This window comes from Citrobacter freundii complex sp. CFNIH9 (assembly GCF_002903305.1).
Lineage (GTDB): Bacteria > Pseudomonadota > Gammaproteobacteria > Enterobacterales > Enterobacteriaceae > Citrobacter > Citrobacter portucalensis.
In genome coordinates, this window is sequence record NZ_CP026238.1 from 3,966,761 (window position 1) to 3,981,589 (window position 14,829).

Consider the following 14,829-nt stretch of genomic DNA (forward strand, 5'->3'; position numbering starts at 1 on the left):
GGTTGGCAGCATGCTGTAGGCCGGATAAGACGCACTAGCGTCAACATCCGGCGTTAATGCTGCATTATGCCTGATACCGCTTTGCTGATCGGGCCAACGGATTGTATATCCTGGCCAGTTCAGTGGCAGGCCATCCGGCAATAATTTACGACTTATACCTATAATTCATTTACCGTTTTCGCACCGTTCTGCGGTGCTTTCCCTGGAAAAGCAATATGTCGTATACACCGATGAGTGACCTCGGACAGCAAGGCCTGTTCGATATTACTCGTACATTATTACAGCAGCCCGATCTCCCGTCTCTTAGCGAGGCGCTTTCGCAGTTGGTCAAGCGTTCAGCGCTGGCCGACTGCGCGGCTATTGTCTTATGGCAGGCACAAACGCAACGTGCGCGTTATTTTGCAACGCGTGAAAATGGTAAACCCATCGATTATGAAGACGAAACGGTGCTGGCACATGGTCCGGTACGCCGTATTTTGTCTCGCCCTGATGCGTTGCACTGCAACTATCATGAGTTTACGGAAACATGGCCACAATTGGCTTCAGGTGGACTGTATTCTGAATTTGGCCACTACTGCCTGCTGCCACTGGCGGCAGATGGGCGCATCTTTGGCGGTTGCGAATTCATCCGTAACGAAGACCGTCCGTGGAGTGAAAAAGAATATAACCGTCTACAGACCTTCACTCAGATAGTCGGCGTCGTTGCTGAACAAATTCAAAGCAGAGTCAGCAATAACGTCGATTACGATCTGCTGTGTCGTGAGCGTGACAACTTTCGCATCCTGGTCGCCATCACCAATGCCGTGCTCTCCCGACTGGATATTGATGAGCTGGTCAGCGAAGTCGCCAAAGAGATCCACCACTACTTCGACATCGATGCCATCAGCATCGTGTTACGCAGCGATCGCAAAAATAAACTCAGTATCTATTCCACTCACTATCTGGATGAACATCATCCGGCACACGAACAAAGTGAAGTGGACGAAGCGGGAACGCTCTCTGAACGGGTCTTCAAAAGCAAAGAGATGCTGCTGATCAACCTGAGCGAACGTGACATCCTTGCCCCTTACGAACGGATGCTGTTCGAAACCTGGGGCAACCAGCTACAAACCCTGTGTCTGCTACCGCTGATGTCCGGCAATACTATGCTCGGCGTACTCAAGCTGGCACAGTGCGAAGAGAAAGTGTTCACTACCGCCAACCTCAAGCTATTGCGCCAAATCGCCGAGCGCGTGGCTATTGCCGTGGATAACGCCCTCGCCTATCAGGAGATCCACCGCCTGAAGGAACGTCTGGTCGATGAAAACCTGGCGTTGACTGAACAACTCAACAACGTAGAGAGTGAGTTCGGCGAAATCATTGGTCGCAGCGAAGCGATGTACAGCGTACTCAAGCAGGTCGAAATGGTGGCGCAAAGCGACAGCACCGTCTTGATTCTGGGTGAGACCGGAACGGGTAAAGAGCTGATCGCACGAGCCATTCACAACCTGAGCGGACGTAACGCCCGTCGGATGGTGAAGATGAACTGCGCGGCAATGCCTGCCGGATTACTGGAAAGCGATCTGTTTGGTCACGAGCGTGGCGCGTTTACCGGTGCCAGCACGCAGCGGATTGGTCGTTTCGAGCTGGCAGATAAAAGTTCGCTGTTCCTTGATGAAGTGGGCGATATGCCGCTGGAGCTTCAGCCTAAGCTACTGCGCGTTCTGCAAGAGCAGGAATTTGAACGTCTGGGCAGTAATAAGCTGATCCAGACCGACGTGCGCTTGATCGCCGCTACCAACCGCGATCTGAAGAAGATGGTTGCCGATCGCGAATTTCGTAACGATCTGTATTACCGACTGAACGTCTTCCCGATCCATCTGCCGCCGCTGCGTGAGCGCCCGGAAGATATTCCGCTGCTGGTAAAAGCCTTCACCTTTAAAATTGCTCGTCGGATGGGACGCAATATCGACAGTATTCCTGCCGAGGCTCTGCGCACGCTGAGCTGTATGGAATGGCCGGGTAACGTGCGTGAGCTGGAAAACGTGGTAGAACGTGCGGTTCTGCTTACCCGGGGCAACGTGCTGCAACTGTCCCTTCCGGATATTGCCCCTTTGACGCCGTCCACGCCTCCGATGGCAACCGAAGTCGCACAGGACGGTGAAGATGAATACCAGTTGATTATGCGCGTACTGAAAGAAACCAACGGGGTGGTTGCCGGTCCCAAAGGCGCGGCACAAAGGCTGGGGTTGAAACGTACAACGTTACTCTCACGCATGAAGCGATTAGGCATTGATAAGGATGCACTGGTTTAGCCAGTGTGGCTATACTGGGTGATATCTCAACGAAAGGAGGCAGTATGGCGGTATCAGCACGTAATCAATTAACCGGTACGGTGAGCGCAGTCGCTACGGGCGCAGTGAATGATGAAGTTGAACTGACGCTGGCTGGCGGCGCAAAACTGGTCGCGATTGTAACCCATAGCAGCCAGCAGGCGCTGGGTCTGGCGAAAGGGAAAGAAGCAATTGCCCTGATTAAAGCGCCATGGGTGACGCTGGCAACTGAAGACTGTGGTCTGAAGTTCTCTGCCCGCAACCAGTTTGCTGGCAGTGTTTCCCAGGTCACAGAAGGCGCAGTCAACGCCACGGTACATATCAAAACTGACGCAGGCTTCGAGATTGTTGCCGTCGTCACCAACGAAAGTCAGCAAGAGATGAAACTGAGTCAGGGAAGCCGTGTTGTTGCGCTGATCAAAGCCTCAGCTATTCTGATTGCCACCAAAGCGTAGTCGCCATTCATCACCACATGGCTAAGTTGCCCGATGGCGCAATGCGCATCGGGCCTACGCGACAGATGCACTTATTCTCGTAGGCCAGATAAGGCGCAGCCGCCATCCGGCGCACAGCGACCTTATTTTTTCCGCTGGTACTTCTCGGGTAACTCCGGCACTGGACGTTTGTCATCAATCAGGTGACGTACGGTCAGAATCGGGTGGCGCCAGAGCATTCTCGGCCCAGCCCAACGCATAATTTGCTTCATCTCTTCGCGTTTAGCAGGTTGATAACAGTGCACAGGACACTGTTTACAGGCCGGTTTTTCCTCACCAAATACGCACTTGTCGAGGCGCTTTTGCGCATAGGCAAATAACGCATCGTAATGCCCCGGTTCGTCTGAAGCCTGCGGGCACTGGCTCTCGTAGAGCGAAATCATTCTCTGGATCGTCATTTTTTCACGTGCAATGCGTTTGCCGGACATGATGCCTCCACAATTAAGTTGCATAAATAATACACCTTAACTAAGCACAGAACTATTACCTGAAGGTGATACATCCTTAGCAACCTACGCAAATAAGAATTATTTTCATTTGTTTATGCCATGTGCTATATAACATAGCAAAGGCTATATTCGATGATAAATTAACCACTTTGTTGCGAGGGATACTATGCCGCATCTGCCCCATCTGAAGTCATTTCTCCTTGCCAGCGTGTTAACAGCGCTGACGCTGTCACCCGCCTGGGCGAAAGAAAAATTCAAAGTGGTGACCACCTTTACGGTGATTGCCGATATGGCAAGCAATGTAGCAGGTGACGCGGCGGACGTTAGGGAAGGTGCGAACAAGTTCCTGATATGAGATCATCATATTCATCCGGAGCGCATCCCAGAGGGACATCATGAGCCATCAACTCACCTTCGCCGATAGTGAATTCAGCACTAAGCGCCGTCAGACCCGAAAAGAGATTTTCCTCTCCCGCATGGAGCAGATTCTGCCATGGCAGAATATGACCGCTGTCATCGAGCCGTTTTATCCCAAGGCGGGCAATGGCCGACGGCCCTATCCGCTGGAGACCATGCTGCGTATTCACTGCATGCAGCATTGGTACAACCTGAGCGACGGTGCCATGGAAGATGCCCTGTACGAAATCGCCTCCATGCGCCTGTTTGCCCGATTATCCCTGGATAGCGCCCTGCCGGATCGCACCACCATCATGAATTTCCGCCACCTGCTCGAGCAGCATCAACTGGCCCGTCAATTGTTCAAGACCATCAATCGCTGGCTGGCCGAAGCAGGCGTCATGATGACCCAAGGCACTTTGGTGGATGCCACCATCATTGAGGCACCCAGCTCTACCAAGAACAAAGAGCAGCAACGCGATCCGGAGATGCATCAGACCAAGAAAGGCAATCAGTGGCACTTTGGCATGAAGGCCCACATTGGTGTCGATGCCAAGAGTGGCCTGACCCACAGCCTAGTCACCACCGCGGCCAACGAGCATGACCTCAATCAGCTGGGTAATCTGCTTCATGGAGAGGAGCAATTTGTCTCAGCCGATGCCGGCTACCAAGGAGCGCCACAGCGCGAGGAGCTGGCCGAGGTGGATGTGGACTGGCTGATCGCCGAGCGTCCCGGCAGGGTAAAAACCTTGAAGCAGCATCCGCGCAAGAACAAAACGGCCATCAACATCGAATACATGAAAGCCAGCATCCGTGCCAGGGTGGAGCACCCGTTTCGCATCATCAAGCGGCAGTTCGGCTTCGTGAAAGCCAGATACAAAGGGCTGCTGAAAAACGATAACCAACTGGCGATGTTATTCACCCTGGCCAACCTGTTTCGGGTGGACCAAATGATACGTCAGTGGGAGAGATCTCAGTAAAAACCGGAAATAACGCCAGAAATGGTGGAAAAAATAGCCTAAATAGGCTGATTCGATGTGTTTGCGGGAAAAAAATCGGCCCAGATCCGCGAAATTTTAATCAGCGAGTCAGCTTGGGAAGAAATGACCTGCTTATTCGCACCTTCCTTAGCCCTACTTAGCTGTTGTTGCTGTGTATGACAGGTGGTATGAAAAAAGTCATTTTCTCTTTAGCCTTGGGGACGTTTGGGCTGGGCATGGCCGAGTTTGGCATCATGGGTGTACTCACCGAATTGGCGCGGGACGTGGGAATTTCCATTCCTGCCGCTGGCCATATGATTTCGTTTTACGCCTTTGGCGTGGTGCTTGGCGCGCCCATTATTGCACTCTTTTCCAGCCGCTTTTCGCTCAAGCATATTCTGCTATTTCTGGTCACGCTGTGTGTGATTGGCAACGCCATTTTCACCCTCTCCTCCTCGTATTTTATGCTGGCGGTGGGCAGGCTGGTTTCAGGCTTCCCGCACGGCGCGTTTTTTGGCGTTGGCGCAATTATCCTATCGAAGCTCGCCCGCCCGGGAAAAGTCACCGCCGCTGTCGCGGGCATGATTTCGGGTATGACCGTTGCCAATCTGGTTGGCATTCCCGTCGGCACCTGGCTGAGTCAGGAATTTAGCTGGCGCTATACGTTCCTGCTGATTGCCGTCTTTAATATCGCCGTGATGGTCTCGGTCGCTTTTTGGGTGCCCAACATCAGCGATGAAGCAAAAGGAAACCTGCGCGAACAATTTCACTTTTTGAAAAGCCCCGCCCCGTGGCTCATTTTCTCCGCCACCATGTTTGGTAACGCCGGGGTTTTCGCCTGGTTCAGCTATGTCAAACCATACATGATGTTCATCTCCGGTTTTTCCGAAGCGCTGATGACCTTCATCATGATGCTGGTAGGATTAGGAATGGTGTTGGGAAATCTGCTGAGCGGTCGGCTGTCTGGTCGCTATACGCCGCTGCGCATTGCGGTGATAACCGACTTCGTGATTGTGCTGGCTCTGCTGTTGCTCTTTGCCTTTGGCGGGATCAAAGCAGCGTCGCTGACCTTCGCCTTTATTTGCTGCGCGGGCCTGTTTGCCCTGTCGGCACCGCTGCAAATTTTGCTGCTGCAAAATGCTAAAGGAGGGGAGCTGCTGGGTGCGGCTGGCGGGCAAATTGCCTTTAACCTCGGCAGCGCGATTGGCGCCTACAGCGGTGGCATGATGCTGACGCTGGGCTTTGCCTACAACTACGTGACGCTGCCGGCGGCACTGCTGTCGTTTTCTGCGATGTCGTCACTGTTGCTGTACGGTCGCCTGAAGCGCGCAGTACCCCAGATGACACACGCTGCCGGATAGCATCTGCGCTACCCGGCTACGCGAACCTTACTCCTGCGGCCACAGCCAGGCCGCACCGCGTACACCGCTGGAATCCCCGTGTAGCGCCTTGCGTAGAGGCGTTTCGCATTCGCCGCCAAAGACAAACTGCTTAATCAACGTCGGAACGTTTTGATACAGTCGGTCGACATTGCTCATTCCGCCCCCCAGCACAATGACGTCCGGATCGAGAATATTCACCACATGTGCCAGTGATTTCGCCAGACGACGCTCATAGCGGCTCAACGCCTGCTCCGCAAGAGCATCCTGCGCAGTAACAAGACTGATAATTTCATTGCCTTTGAGCTGCTTACCGCTCAGACGCTGGTAGTCGGTGGCAAAGCCGGTCCCGGAAATGAAGGTTTCAATGCAGCCTTGTTTACCGCAATAACAGGGGACTTCCTGTCGGAAACACAGCTCATCTTCGTCCATCCATGGCAGCGGATTATGCCCCCACTCGCCCGCGGTACCGTTACCGCCCGTGTGCGCCCGACCATTCAGTGCCACGCCTGCGCCACATCCAGTGCCGATAATCACCGCAAACACGGTTTGCGCCCCGGCCGCCGCACCATCCACAGCTTCTGAAACCGCCAGACAGTTGGCATCATTTGCCAACCGCACTTCACGATTCAGACGCGAACTCAGGTCTTTGTCAAAAGGTTGTCCGTTAAGCCAGGTCGAGTTGGCATTCTTTACCACCCCGGTGTAGGGCGAGATTGAACCTGGAATGCCCATTCCCACGGTTCCCGTCTGCCCGGTGGCGTTTTCCGCCATCTCCACCAGCGTGGCGATGGTTTCTATCGTTTGCCGATAATCATCACGCGGCGTGGGCAGGCGATGGCGAAAAAGCTGTTCGCCCGCATCGCCAAGCGCAATAACTTCCGTTTTCGTACCGCCCAAATCGATACCTATACGCACTGTTTGCTCCTCTTCCCGATTAACAATGCAAGCATAGCGACAATTCGCTATCATGCCCGCTGGATTTAACGACAAGGCCGTGGAAATTATCATGCTGTGGTTCAAAAATTTAATGGTTTACCGTCTTAGCCGCGATGTTTCTTTGCGAGCCGAAGAGATGGAAAAACAGCTGGCATCAATGACGTTCACCCCTTGCGGTAGCCAGGATATGGCAAAAATGGGCTGGGTTCCGCCGATGGGATCGCACAGCGATGCATTAACGCATACCGCCAATGGCCAAATTATTATCTGCGCCCGCAAAGAAGAAAAAATTCTGCCGTCGCCGGTTATCAAACAGGCGCTGGAAGCCAAAATATTCAAACTGGAAGCTGAGCAAGGTCGCAAACTTAAGAAGACCGAAAAAGACTCGCTGAAAGATGAAGTTCTGCACTCATTACTGCCGCGCGCCTTTAGCCGCTTCAGCCAGACAATGATGTGGATCGATACCGTCAACGATCTGATCATGGTTGACTGTGCGAGCGCGAAAAAAGCCGAAGATACGCTGGCGCTGCTGCGTAAGAGTCTCGGTTCACTGCCGGTCGTTCCGCTGACGATGGAAAACCCTATTGAGCTGACGCTGACCGAATGGGTTCGCTCCGGCACCACGGCGCAGGGCTTCCAACTGCTGGATGAAGCTGAACTGAAAGCGATCCTTGAAGACGGCGGTGTGATCCGTGCGAAAAAACAGGATCTGGTCTGCGACGAAATCGCCGTGCATATCGAAGCGGGCAAACTGGTCACTAAGCTGGCCCTCGACTGGCAGCAGCGCATTCAGTTCGTTATGTGTGACGACGGCTCCATTAAGCGCCTGAAGTTCAGCGACGAGCTGCGCGATCAAAACGAAGATATCGACCGCGAAGATTATGCTCAGCGTTTTGATGCCGATTTCATCCTGATGACAGGTGAACTGGCGGCGCTGATTAAAAGTCTGGTGGAAGGATTAGGCGGCGAAGCGCAACGTTAAGCTGTGTTTAGCGAATGGCGACTCAATATCGCCATTCGTCATTTTTACGATTACAGGTAACGGCAAAGATAGGATGTTGGCTCTGCTACCTGCAGATGAAACTCGCTGTTGCCCGGTACGTTAAACACGTCTCCTGCGGCATACACTTTCCACTCGGTTTCCCCTGGCAGCAGCACGTTCAGTGCGCCACTTACTACCGTCATCTCTTCAGGCGCCGCAGTACCAAAGGTATATTCACCTTCAGCCATCACACCTACACTGGCGCGGCCAGTACTGCTGCTGGTAAAACCGATCGATTTTACTTTGCCGGAAAAGTATTCATTACTTTGAAGCATACAACTGGCCCTATCTCGTGATTAAGTTAGGAACCAATATAGGGGGCTGACGTTCCACCTGTCACGCAAAATTACGCCAGCAATTCCGAAGCCAGTCGGGCAATCAACACATTGGACAGCAGAACCGGGACATCCAGCGACTTTTGCAGTAAATCACGATGACGTTGATGAAACCCCAGGCAGTCCAGCATAAGAACATCAGCACCTTGCTCAAGGAGATATTTCCCGGCATCAATCAGCTGTTGTTCAGAACCTTCTACTGGATTCGCCACGGCGTACACTGGCGGAGTTTGTAACACCTGCCACTTTTGTGTCTGGGCTTTGAGCAATTCAGCAACAGGTACAATGACCCCAACCTGATGCCCTTCGACAATTGAAGCCACTAACGGGGGAATAATGCGTATGGGTTCCAACAAGATACTATTGCGGGCGGTCAGACGGGTGATTGAGGCGGTACTCATCAGCAGGATCACATCAAATCCCTGATTATCGAGAACCTCCACAATGCTTTGCAGCGAGCGTTCCACTTTCTGACGTGAGACATGAGCAAGTTGGTGGTCGCTAAGCAGCGTTAATAACAGCTCGTCACCGGGTGAAGCCCCGTACTCGGCCATCACATCTTCTCGCTGCATCTGCCCCAGCAGACTGTGGTGAGTAATGTGCTGTTCATCAATATATTCCGTCAGGAGCGGTAACATCTCACACATCGGCACAACGCCAATCGTGAGGATAGCCAACGACGTACTCATTTGTTGCTCCACCGTCTTCTTACTTTGCTGTGAAATCCCGGATAAGTGCCGGGCGCTGACCTGTGCTACAAATGCTCAAAAGCGTAGCAGTAGATCGGCGGTGTATTGTGTAAAGATTCCAGATCATTCCAGTACTGGATTGTTATTGTTTAATTTTCAATTTTTACTGTATACGGCGAAATTTAAAATAATGTGATGCACGCCCGGACTGGCACTTTTAAGACTCGTGCCAGAGCGGTCTTCATATCAGGTTTTATCGGGGTCTTCGTAGCGTTTTTTAGCATCCATCGCTTCCTGAGCTGAAGGATGCTCACTGATCAACGAATTCGGTTTAGGGTGGTCGGCACGAAGTTGATACCAGGTTACCGTCTGGCCTGGCGTCCCTTTTTCAACCGTAACAATGGTCGCTTGACGTGGGTAAGGTGGTTGTGTCGGCATAGTTCTTCCTTTTCACTGGATGAACATTAAGTATAGACACCGCCCTGCAACCGTGGCGCTGCCTGCGCCAGTATCCCAAGAATGTCTTCCACTACCTGCGAAGGCGGATTGGTGGCATCAACGATATAGTGCGCAGCCTCACGATACAGAACATCACGCTGGGCGAGCACTTCCTGAACCTCTTCGGTCAACGGTTTGCCGGTTAGAGTCGGTCGTAATCCTTCTTCAGGCGTGGCCTCCAGACGATCAACCAGTACCGATACCGGTGCGCTTAGATAGATAACCACGCCGTGGCTGCGCATGTAATGACGATTAAATTCGGTAAGAATGATACCGCCGCCGGTCGCAACAACCGTGGCAGGAGCGGTGACAGCCTGCAGAGCGGTCGTTTCCTGGGCACGAAACCCTTCCCATCCTTCTCTTTCGACGATTTCCGCCACGGTCATTTGCACGTGCGATTGCAACCAGCGATCGGTATCAACGAACTGGAAATCAATAGCCTTTGCCAGCGCCATACCGGTTGTCGTCTTACCACACCCCCGGGGGCCAACAAGAAAAAGAGGTTGCGTCATCACAGAATTTCCCCAGAGAGCCGCCAACAAGCGGGATCTGATGCGGTTAAAAATATAATCATATCATCAAACTAGTACATCGCCAAAACTGTAAAGAAAAAATTACAGAAAGAATGGCGAGATGAGCGACCCCCTACTATAACAAGAATTCACAATGAATAAAGTGTAAATAATAAATTACATACCCTATTTTCTACGCTGAACTTCCAGCCACCACTTATCCAGTTCAGCCGCAAAATGCTGTCTGTCGCGGGGCGAAAGGCTGTCCGGCCCCCCGGTCTGGATACCGCTGGCTCGCAGTGTATCGATAAAATCACGCATCATCAGACGCTCGCGGATCGTGGCTTCGGTATAGCGCTCGCCGCGCGGGTTAAGCGCCGCCGCACCTTTTTCAATCACTTCAGCCGCCAGCGGAATATCTGCCGTTATCACTAAATCACCGGCGCTGCACTGACGCACAATCTCGTTATCAGCCACGTCAAAGCCCGCAGGCACACGTAATGTGCTGATGAAACGCGAAGGCGGGACGCGCAGGCTTTGGTTGGCCACCAAAACAAGCGGCATTTGCATGCGCTCAGCGGCGCGGTACAAAATGTCTTTAATCACATTCGGACACGCATCGGCATCCACCCATATTGTCATAGTTTCTCCCCACTGGTGTGCTGTCGCACATTGTCGCGTGCTTTTACTTTCAGGCAAAGTGCTGTTTCTCCTTCTGAACATATTCATTCCGCGCTAAGCTTAGCTTTCCCAGATTTACCCTAAATAATTCGGGTTGCAGGCAAGCGGCAAGAGAGTGAGTCCCGATGAGCTTACTCTGGTAAGTGATTCGGGTGAGCGAACGCAACCAACGCACATGCAACTTGAAGTATGACGGGTATAAAACAATGAATATCATCCATAGGGAGTGACAAGATGGACAAGAAAATTGGTTTTATCGGCTGCGGTAATATGGGCAAAGCCATTCTTGGCGGCATGATCGCCAGCGGTCAGGTTCTCCCCGGACAAATCTGGGTCTACACCCCTTCCCCCGATAAGGTCGCCGCGCTACACGACCAGTACGGCATTAATGCGGCGCAGTCTGCACAAGAAGTCGCGCAGATCGCTGATATTGTTTTTGGGGCCGTAAAACCAGGCATCATGATTAAGGTACTGAGCGAAATTACCTCCAGCCTGAACAAAGATTCCCTTGTCGTCTCGATTGCCGCCGGTGTTACCCTCGATCAGCTTGCCCGCGCGCTGGGTCATGACCGTAAAATCATTCGCGCGATGCCAAACACGCCATCGCTGGTGAACGCCGGAATGACCTCCGTCACGCCAAACGCCTTAGTCACGCCGGAAGATACGGCCGACGTGCTCAATATCTTCCGCTGCTTTGGCGAAGCTGAAGTCATTGCGGAGGCAATGATTCATCCGGTCGTTGGCGTCAGCGGTTCAGCACCGGCCTATGTATTTATGTTTATCGAAGCGATGGCAGATGCCGCCGTTCAGGGGGGGATGCCCCGCGCACAGGCTTATAAATTTGCAGCACAAGCGGTAATGGGTTCGGCGAAGATGGTTCTGGAAACGGGTAAACATCCTGGCGAATTGAAGGATATGGTGTGCTCGCCGGGTGGAACCACCATTGAGGCGGTACGCGTCCTGGAAGAACGCGGTTTCCGTTCATCGGTGATTGAAGCGATGATTAAGTGCATGGAGCAGTCGGAAAAACTCAGCCGCTCCTGAGTTAACACCGCCGGACGTCAGGCCGCCGCTTCAGTGCGGTTACGTCCGGAATTCTTTGCTTTGTAGAGAGCCATATCTGCTGATTTTAACCATTCTCGATAGTGTTCAGTTTCAGACGTCAGCGGCGCAACGCCCACGCTAATGCGCAGGTCAACCTGCGGCGCGCAGGATAAACGCAGTTGGGTAAGCCGTTCGTGAACACGAGACATCGCTGCAATCGCGCTGCTCGCTGACGTGCCACACATGATTACCGCAAACTCATCACCGCCAAAGCGACCAATCACATCGCTACCGCGTAAGGTCATCTGTAACTGGCGGGTCAGTGCAACAATGGCCTGATCCCCGACGTCATGGCCCCAGGTATCATTGATACTCTTAAAATGGTCGATATCGATGATAAGGAGCGTGGCATCACGCTGATGGCGGCGGCAATTATCAAATTCATTCCGCAGCAACAGTTCCCAATGACGTCGGTTATAAACCCCGGTCATCCCATCTCGCGTACTCATAACCTGTAAGCGACGTTTATGTTCTGCCAGCCTGATGAGCGTCTGGTAACTCACCCAGGCAAATAGCAACGGGTAAACCACTAACACCGGCAGCGACAGCAGCACACTCAGTTGCGTACTGCTAAAAGCCACGGGAATATCCGTTAACTGTAACGTCACCAGGCAGGAAACCACCATCAACACGGCGCCTGCGATGAAGACACGCATACCCCCTGCGCCCATCAGGTTGATACAGATAATCATCAACAGCGCCGTGGATGGCAGCAAGTTTATCCCCATAATCCCCATCCACATCCCGGCGAGAATGGCATCGGCTTTTAAGTTGGTATATTCGCTATGCAGTGGATCGATAGCTTTACTTGCCAATTGCCATGCCAGATGCGGCCAGACAAACGCCCATCCCACCAGCAAAAGCCACCAGCCTCCGGTTATTGGCTGAGAAACTAATACCGACGCGATAGGGAAAAACATTCCCCCCAGTCCCACCGCTCGCGGCAGCCTGATTCGTCGGGCAAATCGCAGACCGGAACGTTGGTGGTCATTTTGATGAAGCAATATAAATGCTTCATTCGGGACGACCTTCTTTTGATAAAAGTTTTCATCATTCATCGTATTTGGGAATATTCTGAAACAAATTTCCCAAATTATAGGAAGGGGTCTGGTGGCGGAAGTATGATATTTCGGGTGAGCGATTTTACCTGCTCACCCGGAAGTGCTAAGCAGATTTTTTCAGGCAAGCGCTCATAAACTTATTACGATCATCGCCTTTCAGAGACTGTTCCGTCGCCTTGACGTTGCATTCACGCATTTTCTGCTGCTGCGGCGTCAGGCTCTTTTCCTCAGGCGCAGATTTACTGTTTTTCAGGCAATCACTCATATAGGTCTTACGCGCATCCCCTTTTAAGGTCTGCGCCGTGGCCTGCTGATTGCAGGTGGTCATACGCTGTTGTTGCGGGGTTAACGTCTTCTCGGCAGCACCGACGGTAGTTAAAAAAATCAGACCAAAAAGTAACGTCATTAATAATGTAATTTTCATAGCACCATCCTTTTCTGAACGACGACACACAGGTAAGTTTGGCTGCTAACGATAAAAAAACCACCCGACGGCAAAAGTATTGCCGCCGGGTATCAGCTTATTTCAGTCCTAACGCCGCTTTCATGGTGTAAAACAGATCGGTTTGATCGGTCAGGCCAACCACATTCGCCGCATGAGGGCCATAGGCTGCAATACGCAGTTGGCTGCCGGTGTGCTCCTGGGACTCTTCTTCAGAGTTGCCATAGCTAATGACCATCACCGCGCCATCTTTAGTGTTCAGCGCCTGCGTCAAACCTGGTGCTTTGGTATCCGGTGCGACAATCTGGCTGGCATGCGCGTGGTCAGCGGTTACCACAACCAGGGTGTTGCCATCTTTCTTCGCAAAGGCAAGTGCACGCTGCACCGCTTCATCCAGATCGACCGTTTCACCAATTTGTCCACACGGGTTAGCGGCGTGATCTTGTTTATCGATCGACGCGCCTTCTACTTGCAGGAAGAAACCTTTCTCATTTTTGCTTAACAGCTCAATCGCTTTATCCGTCATCTGCGCCAGCGTTGGCACGCTGTCGTTACGTTTTGGATTTGGCGTACAGGTCACTACCGGCTTATCCAGGTTGCCGTGATAAGACGCTTTCGGCCCTTCCCAACGCACTGGCATATTACCGTCTGAGAACAGACCCAACAGCGGTTTATCCTGATTCGCTTCGCTAACAGCCGCCAGCGTCGCGGCATCACTCACCATCTGGTAACCACGGGCCTGGGCTTGTTCTCGCAGCGTTTTACCCTGCCACTCACCTGCCGTAGCGGTTTCAGTAAAAGTCTTTGCTCCGCCGCCTAACGTAACATCCGCACGAGCATTCAATAATTGTTCGGTAATTGACCCTTTACCGCCTTTTTCCAGCGCGTTCGTCGGGCATTTTTCAGCCGTCACGCTCGGACCATAGCATTTACGCGAAGTGACATGGGCAACCAGTGCGGCCGGCGTGGCATCCTGCAATTCAGCCGTGGAAACGTTGCCTGTCGCCAGACCTGCCGCTTTGGCCATTTCCAGAATCGTGGTGTGATCTTTTTCATGAATATCCACACCCAGCGCCCCGTTATAGGTCTTCACGCCGGTTGTCCATGCTGTCGCAGATGCTGCTGAATCTGTCACATAATCGGGCTTGCCCGTTTTCTTATCCAACGCATAATGTGTGTATTGTCCGGTCAACGGTAAAGCATCAATACCTTTAAAAAAGCCGCCCGCGCCTTCAGCATAATTTCGCGCTGCCGTTATTTCGGAGTCGCCCATCCCATCGCCAATCAGTAAAATTATATTTTTGGCCGGTTTATCGTTCAGGGATTCGCGCAGAGCTGCCGTTTGATCGGCAGACAATCGGCGAGCGCCACCCGGCGTGGTGATATCTCCCTGAGCAGCACGATTATCCATAACCGCTACAGTAGATGTTTCTGCATTAATAACCGGGGTAAACAGCAAAGGTAACAGGGCAATAGCCAGAGCGCTTTGTTTCACTTTATATTCTCCATGTATAAA

Annotated in this window: 17 protein-coding genes and 1 pseudogene; 8 read left to right on the forward strand and 10 right to left on the reverse strand. The window is 52.4% G+C overall.

Going from position 1 to position 14,829, the window contains the following annotated elements:
• Positions 1–215: 215 nt before the first annotated feature.
• Entirely contained in the window at positions 216–2,294 is a 2,079-nt protein-coding gene (flhA, locus tag C2U43_RS20195) for a formate hydrogenlyase transcriptional activator FlhA (RefSeq protein ID WP_103285691.1), read from the forward strand.
• A gap of 44 nt (positions 2,295–2,338) precedes the next feature.
• Positions 2,339–2,767 (forward strand): TOBE domain-containing protein, encoded by a 429-nt coding sequence (locus tag C2U43_RS20200; RefSeq protein ID WP_003825890.1) that lies wholly within the window; start codon positions 2,339–2,341, stop codon positions 2,765–2,767.
• 122 nt (positions 2,768–2,889) lie between these two features.
• Here the strand turns inward: C2U43_RS20200 and C2U43_RS20205 are convergent, their stop codons facing one another.
• Positions 2,890–3,234, reverse strand: a complete 345-nt coding sequence (locus C2U43_RS20205) for a nitrous oxide-stimulated promoter family protein (protein WP_003825888.1) — start codon at positions 3,232–3,234, stop codon at positions 2,890–2,892.
• A 187-nt stretch (positions 3,235–3,421) separates the two neighbouring features.
• Here C2U43_RS20205 and C2U43_RS20210 point away from each other — a divergent pair.
• From C2U43_RS20210 to araJ, 4 genes and pseudogenes are all read left to right on the forward strand, one after another.
• Positions 3,422–3,580 (forward strand): annotated as a pseudogene (locus C2U43_RS20210) (metal ABC transporter substrate-binding protein); the annotation flags it as partial.
• A gap of 70 nt (positions 3,581–3,650) precedes the next feature.
• A complete protein-coding gene (locus C2U43_RS20215; RefSeq protein ID WP_000019450.1) occupies positions 3,651–4,631 on the forward strand; it encodes an IS5-like element ISKpn26 family transposase in 981 nt (326 codons plus the stop codon).
• Positions 4,613–4,792, forward strand: a complete 180-nt coding sequence (locus C2U43_RS30110; protein WP_327003636.1) for a hypothetical protein — start codon at positions 4,613–4,615, stop codon at positions 4,790–4,792. The genes C2U43_RS20215 and C2U43_RS30110 overlap by 19 nt, the downstream gene beginning before the upstream one ends.
• 27 nt (positions 4,793–4,819) lie before the next feature.
• Positions 4,820–5,992: an MFS transporter AraJ gene (gene araJ / locus C2U43_RS20225; protein ID WP_032942515.1), complete on the forward strand. Its 1,173-nt coding sequence runs from the start codon at positions 4,820–4,822 to the stop codon at positions 5,990–5,992.
• Positions 5,993–6,019: 27 nt separating this feature from the next.
• Here araJ and mak read toward each other — a convergent pair whose 3' ends face one another.
• Positions 6,020–6,928, reverse strand: coding sequence for a fructokinase (gene mak, locus C2U43_RS20230; protein ID WP_057068902.1), 909 nt, complete (start codon positions 6,926–6,928; stop codon positions 6,020–6,022).
• Between the two features lie 91 nt (positions 6,929–7,019).
• Between mak and rdgC the strand changes: the two genes are divergently transcribed.
• Positions 7,020–7,931, forward strand: a complete 912-nt coding sequence (rdgC, locus tag C2U43_RS20235) for a recombination-associated protein RdgC (protein WP_003021479.1) — start codon at positions 7,020–7,022, stop codon at positions 7,929–7,931.
• A gap of 50 nt (positions 7,932–7,981) precedes the next feature.
• Here rdgC and ppnP read toward each other — a convergent pair whose 3' ends face one another.
• The 5 genes from ppnP to C2U43_RS20260 form a co-directional block, all read right to left on the reverse strand.
• On the reverse strand, positions 7,982–8,266 hold the full coding sequence (ppnP, locus tag C2U43_RS20240) for a pyrimidine/purine nucleoside phosphorylase (protein ID WP_003021477.1): 285 nt from the start codon (positions 8,264–8,266) through the stop codon (positions 7,982–7,984).
• Positions 8,267–8,337: 71 nt separating this feature from the next.
• Entirely contained in the window at positions 8,338–9,015 is a 678-nt protein-coding gene (locus tag C2U43_RS20245) for an AroM family protein (RefSeq protein WP_003830963.1), read from the reverse strand.
• Between the two features lie 246 nt (positions 9,016–9,261).
• Positions 9,262–9,453: a protein YaiA gene (yaiA, locus tag C2U43_RS20250; protein WP_003021472.1), complete on the reverse strand. Its 192-nt coding sequence runs from the start codon at positions 9,451–9,453 to the stop codon at positions 9,262–9,264.
• 26 nt (positions 9,454–9,479) lie between these two features.
• A complete protein-coding gene (aroL, locus tag C2U43_RS20255; RefSeq protein ID WP_008783910.1) occupies positions 9,480–10,025 on the reverse strand; it encodes a shikimate kinase AroL in 546 nt (181 codons plus the stop codon).
• A 186-nt stretch (positions 10,026–10,211) separates the two neighbouring features.
• Entirely contained in the window at positions 10,212–10,667 is a 456-nt protein-coding gene (locus tag C2U43_RS20260; protein ID WP_103285692.1) for a YaiI/YqxD family protein, read from the reverse strand.
• A gap of 273 nt (positions 10,668–10,940) precedes the next feature.
• Here C2U43_RS20260 and proC point away from each other — a divergent pair, with 273 nt between their 5' ends.
• Entirely contained in the window at positions 10,941–11,750 is an 810-nt protein-coding gene (proC, locus tag C2U43_RS20270; protein ID WP_003021462.1) for a pyrroline-5-carboxylate reductase, read from the forward strand.
• A gap of 17 nt (positions 11,751–11,767) precedes the next feature.
• On the opposite strand, the gene adrA is transcribed toward proC, so the two are convergent.
• The 3 genes from adrA to phoA form a co-directional block, all read right to left on the reverse strand.
• Entirely contained in the window at positions 11,768–12,883 is a 1,116-nt protein-coding gene (gene adrA / locus C2U43_RS20275) for a diguanylate cyclase AdrA (RefSeq protein ID WP_095533161.1), read from the reverse strand.
• Positions 12,884–12,974: 91 nt separating this feature from the next.
• Positions 12,975–13,295: a phosphate starvation-inducible protein PsiF gene (gene psiF, locus C2U43_RS20280; RefSeq protein WP_003830956.1), complete on the reverse strand. Its 321-nt coding sequence runs from the start codon at positions 13,293–13,295 to the stop codon at positions 12,975–12,977.
• A 97-nt stretch (positions 13,296–13,392) separates the two neighbouring features.
• Positions 13,393–14,808 (reverse strand): alkaline phosphatase, encoded by a 1,416-nt coding sequence (gene phoA, locus C2U43_RS20285; protein WP_008783904.1) that lies wholly within the window; start codon positions 14,806–14,808, stop codon positions 13,393–13,395.
• Between the last annotated feature and the right edge of the window lie 21 nt (positions 14,809–14,829).

Coding starts and splice junctions, on each gene's coding strand:
- flhA (WP_103285691.1), top strand. CDS start 216: ATGTCGTATACACCGATGAGTGACCTCGGACAGCAAGGCCTGTTCGAT.
- C2U43_RS20200 (WP_003825890.1), top strand. CDS start 2,339: ATGGCGGTATCAGCACGTAATCAATTAACCGGTACGGTGAGCGCAGTC.
- C2U43_RS20205 (WP_003825888.1), bottom strand. CDS start 3,234: ATGTCCGGCAAACGCATTGCACGTGAAAAAATGACGATCCAGAGAATG.
- C2U43_RS20215 (WP_000019450.1), top strand. CDS start 3,651: ATGAGCCATCAACTCACCTTCGCCGATAGTGAATTCAGCACTAAGCGC.
- araJ (WP_032942515.1), top strand. CDS start 4,820: ATGAAAAAAGTCATTTTCTCTTTAGCCTTGGGGACGTTTGGGCTGGGC.
- rdgC (WP_003021479.1), top strand. CDS start 7,020: ATGCTGTGGTTCAAAAATTTAATGGTTTACCGTCTTAGCCGCGATGTT.
- ppnP (WP_003021477.1), bottom strand. CDS start 8,266: ATGCTTCAAAGTAATGAATACTTTTCCGGCAAAGTAAAATCGATCGGT.
- C2U43_RS20245 (WP_003830963.1), bottom strand. CDS start 9,015: ATGAGTACGTCGTTGGCTATCCTCACGATTGGCGTTGTGCCGATGTGT.
- yaiA (WP_003021472.1), bottom strand. CDS start 9,453: ATGCCGACACAACCACCTTACCCACGTCAAGCGACCATTGTTACGGTT.
- aroL (WP_008783910.1), bottom strand. CDS start 10,025: ATGACGCAACCTCTTTTTCTTGTTGGCCCCCGGGGGTGTGGTAAGACG.
- C2U43_RS20260 (WP_103285692.1), bottom strand. CDS start 10,667: ATGACAATATGGGTGGATGCCGATGCGTGTCCGAATGTGATTAAAGAC.
- proC (WP_003021462.1), top strand. CDS start 10,941: ATGGACAAGAAAATTGGTTTTATCGGCTGCGGTAATATGGGCAAAGCC.
- psiF (WP_003830956.1), bottom strand. CDS start 13,295: ATGAAAATTACATTATTAATGACGTTACTTTTTGGTCTGATTTTTTTA.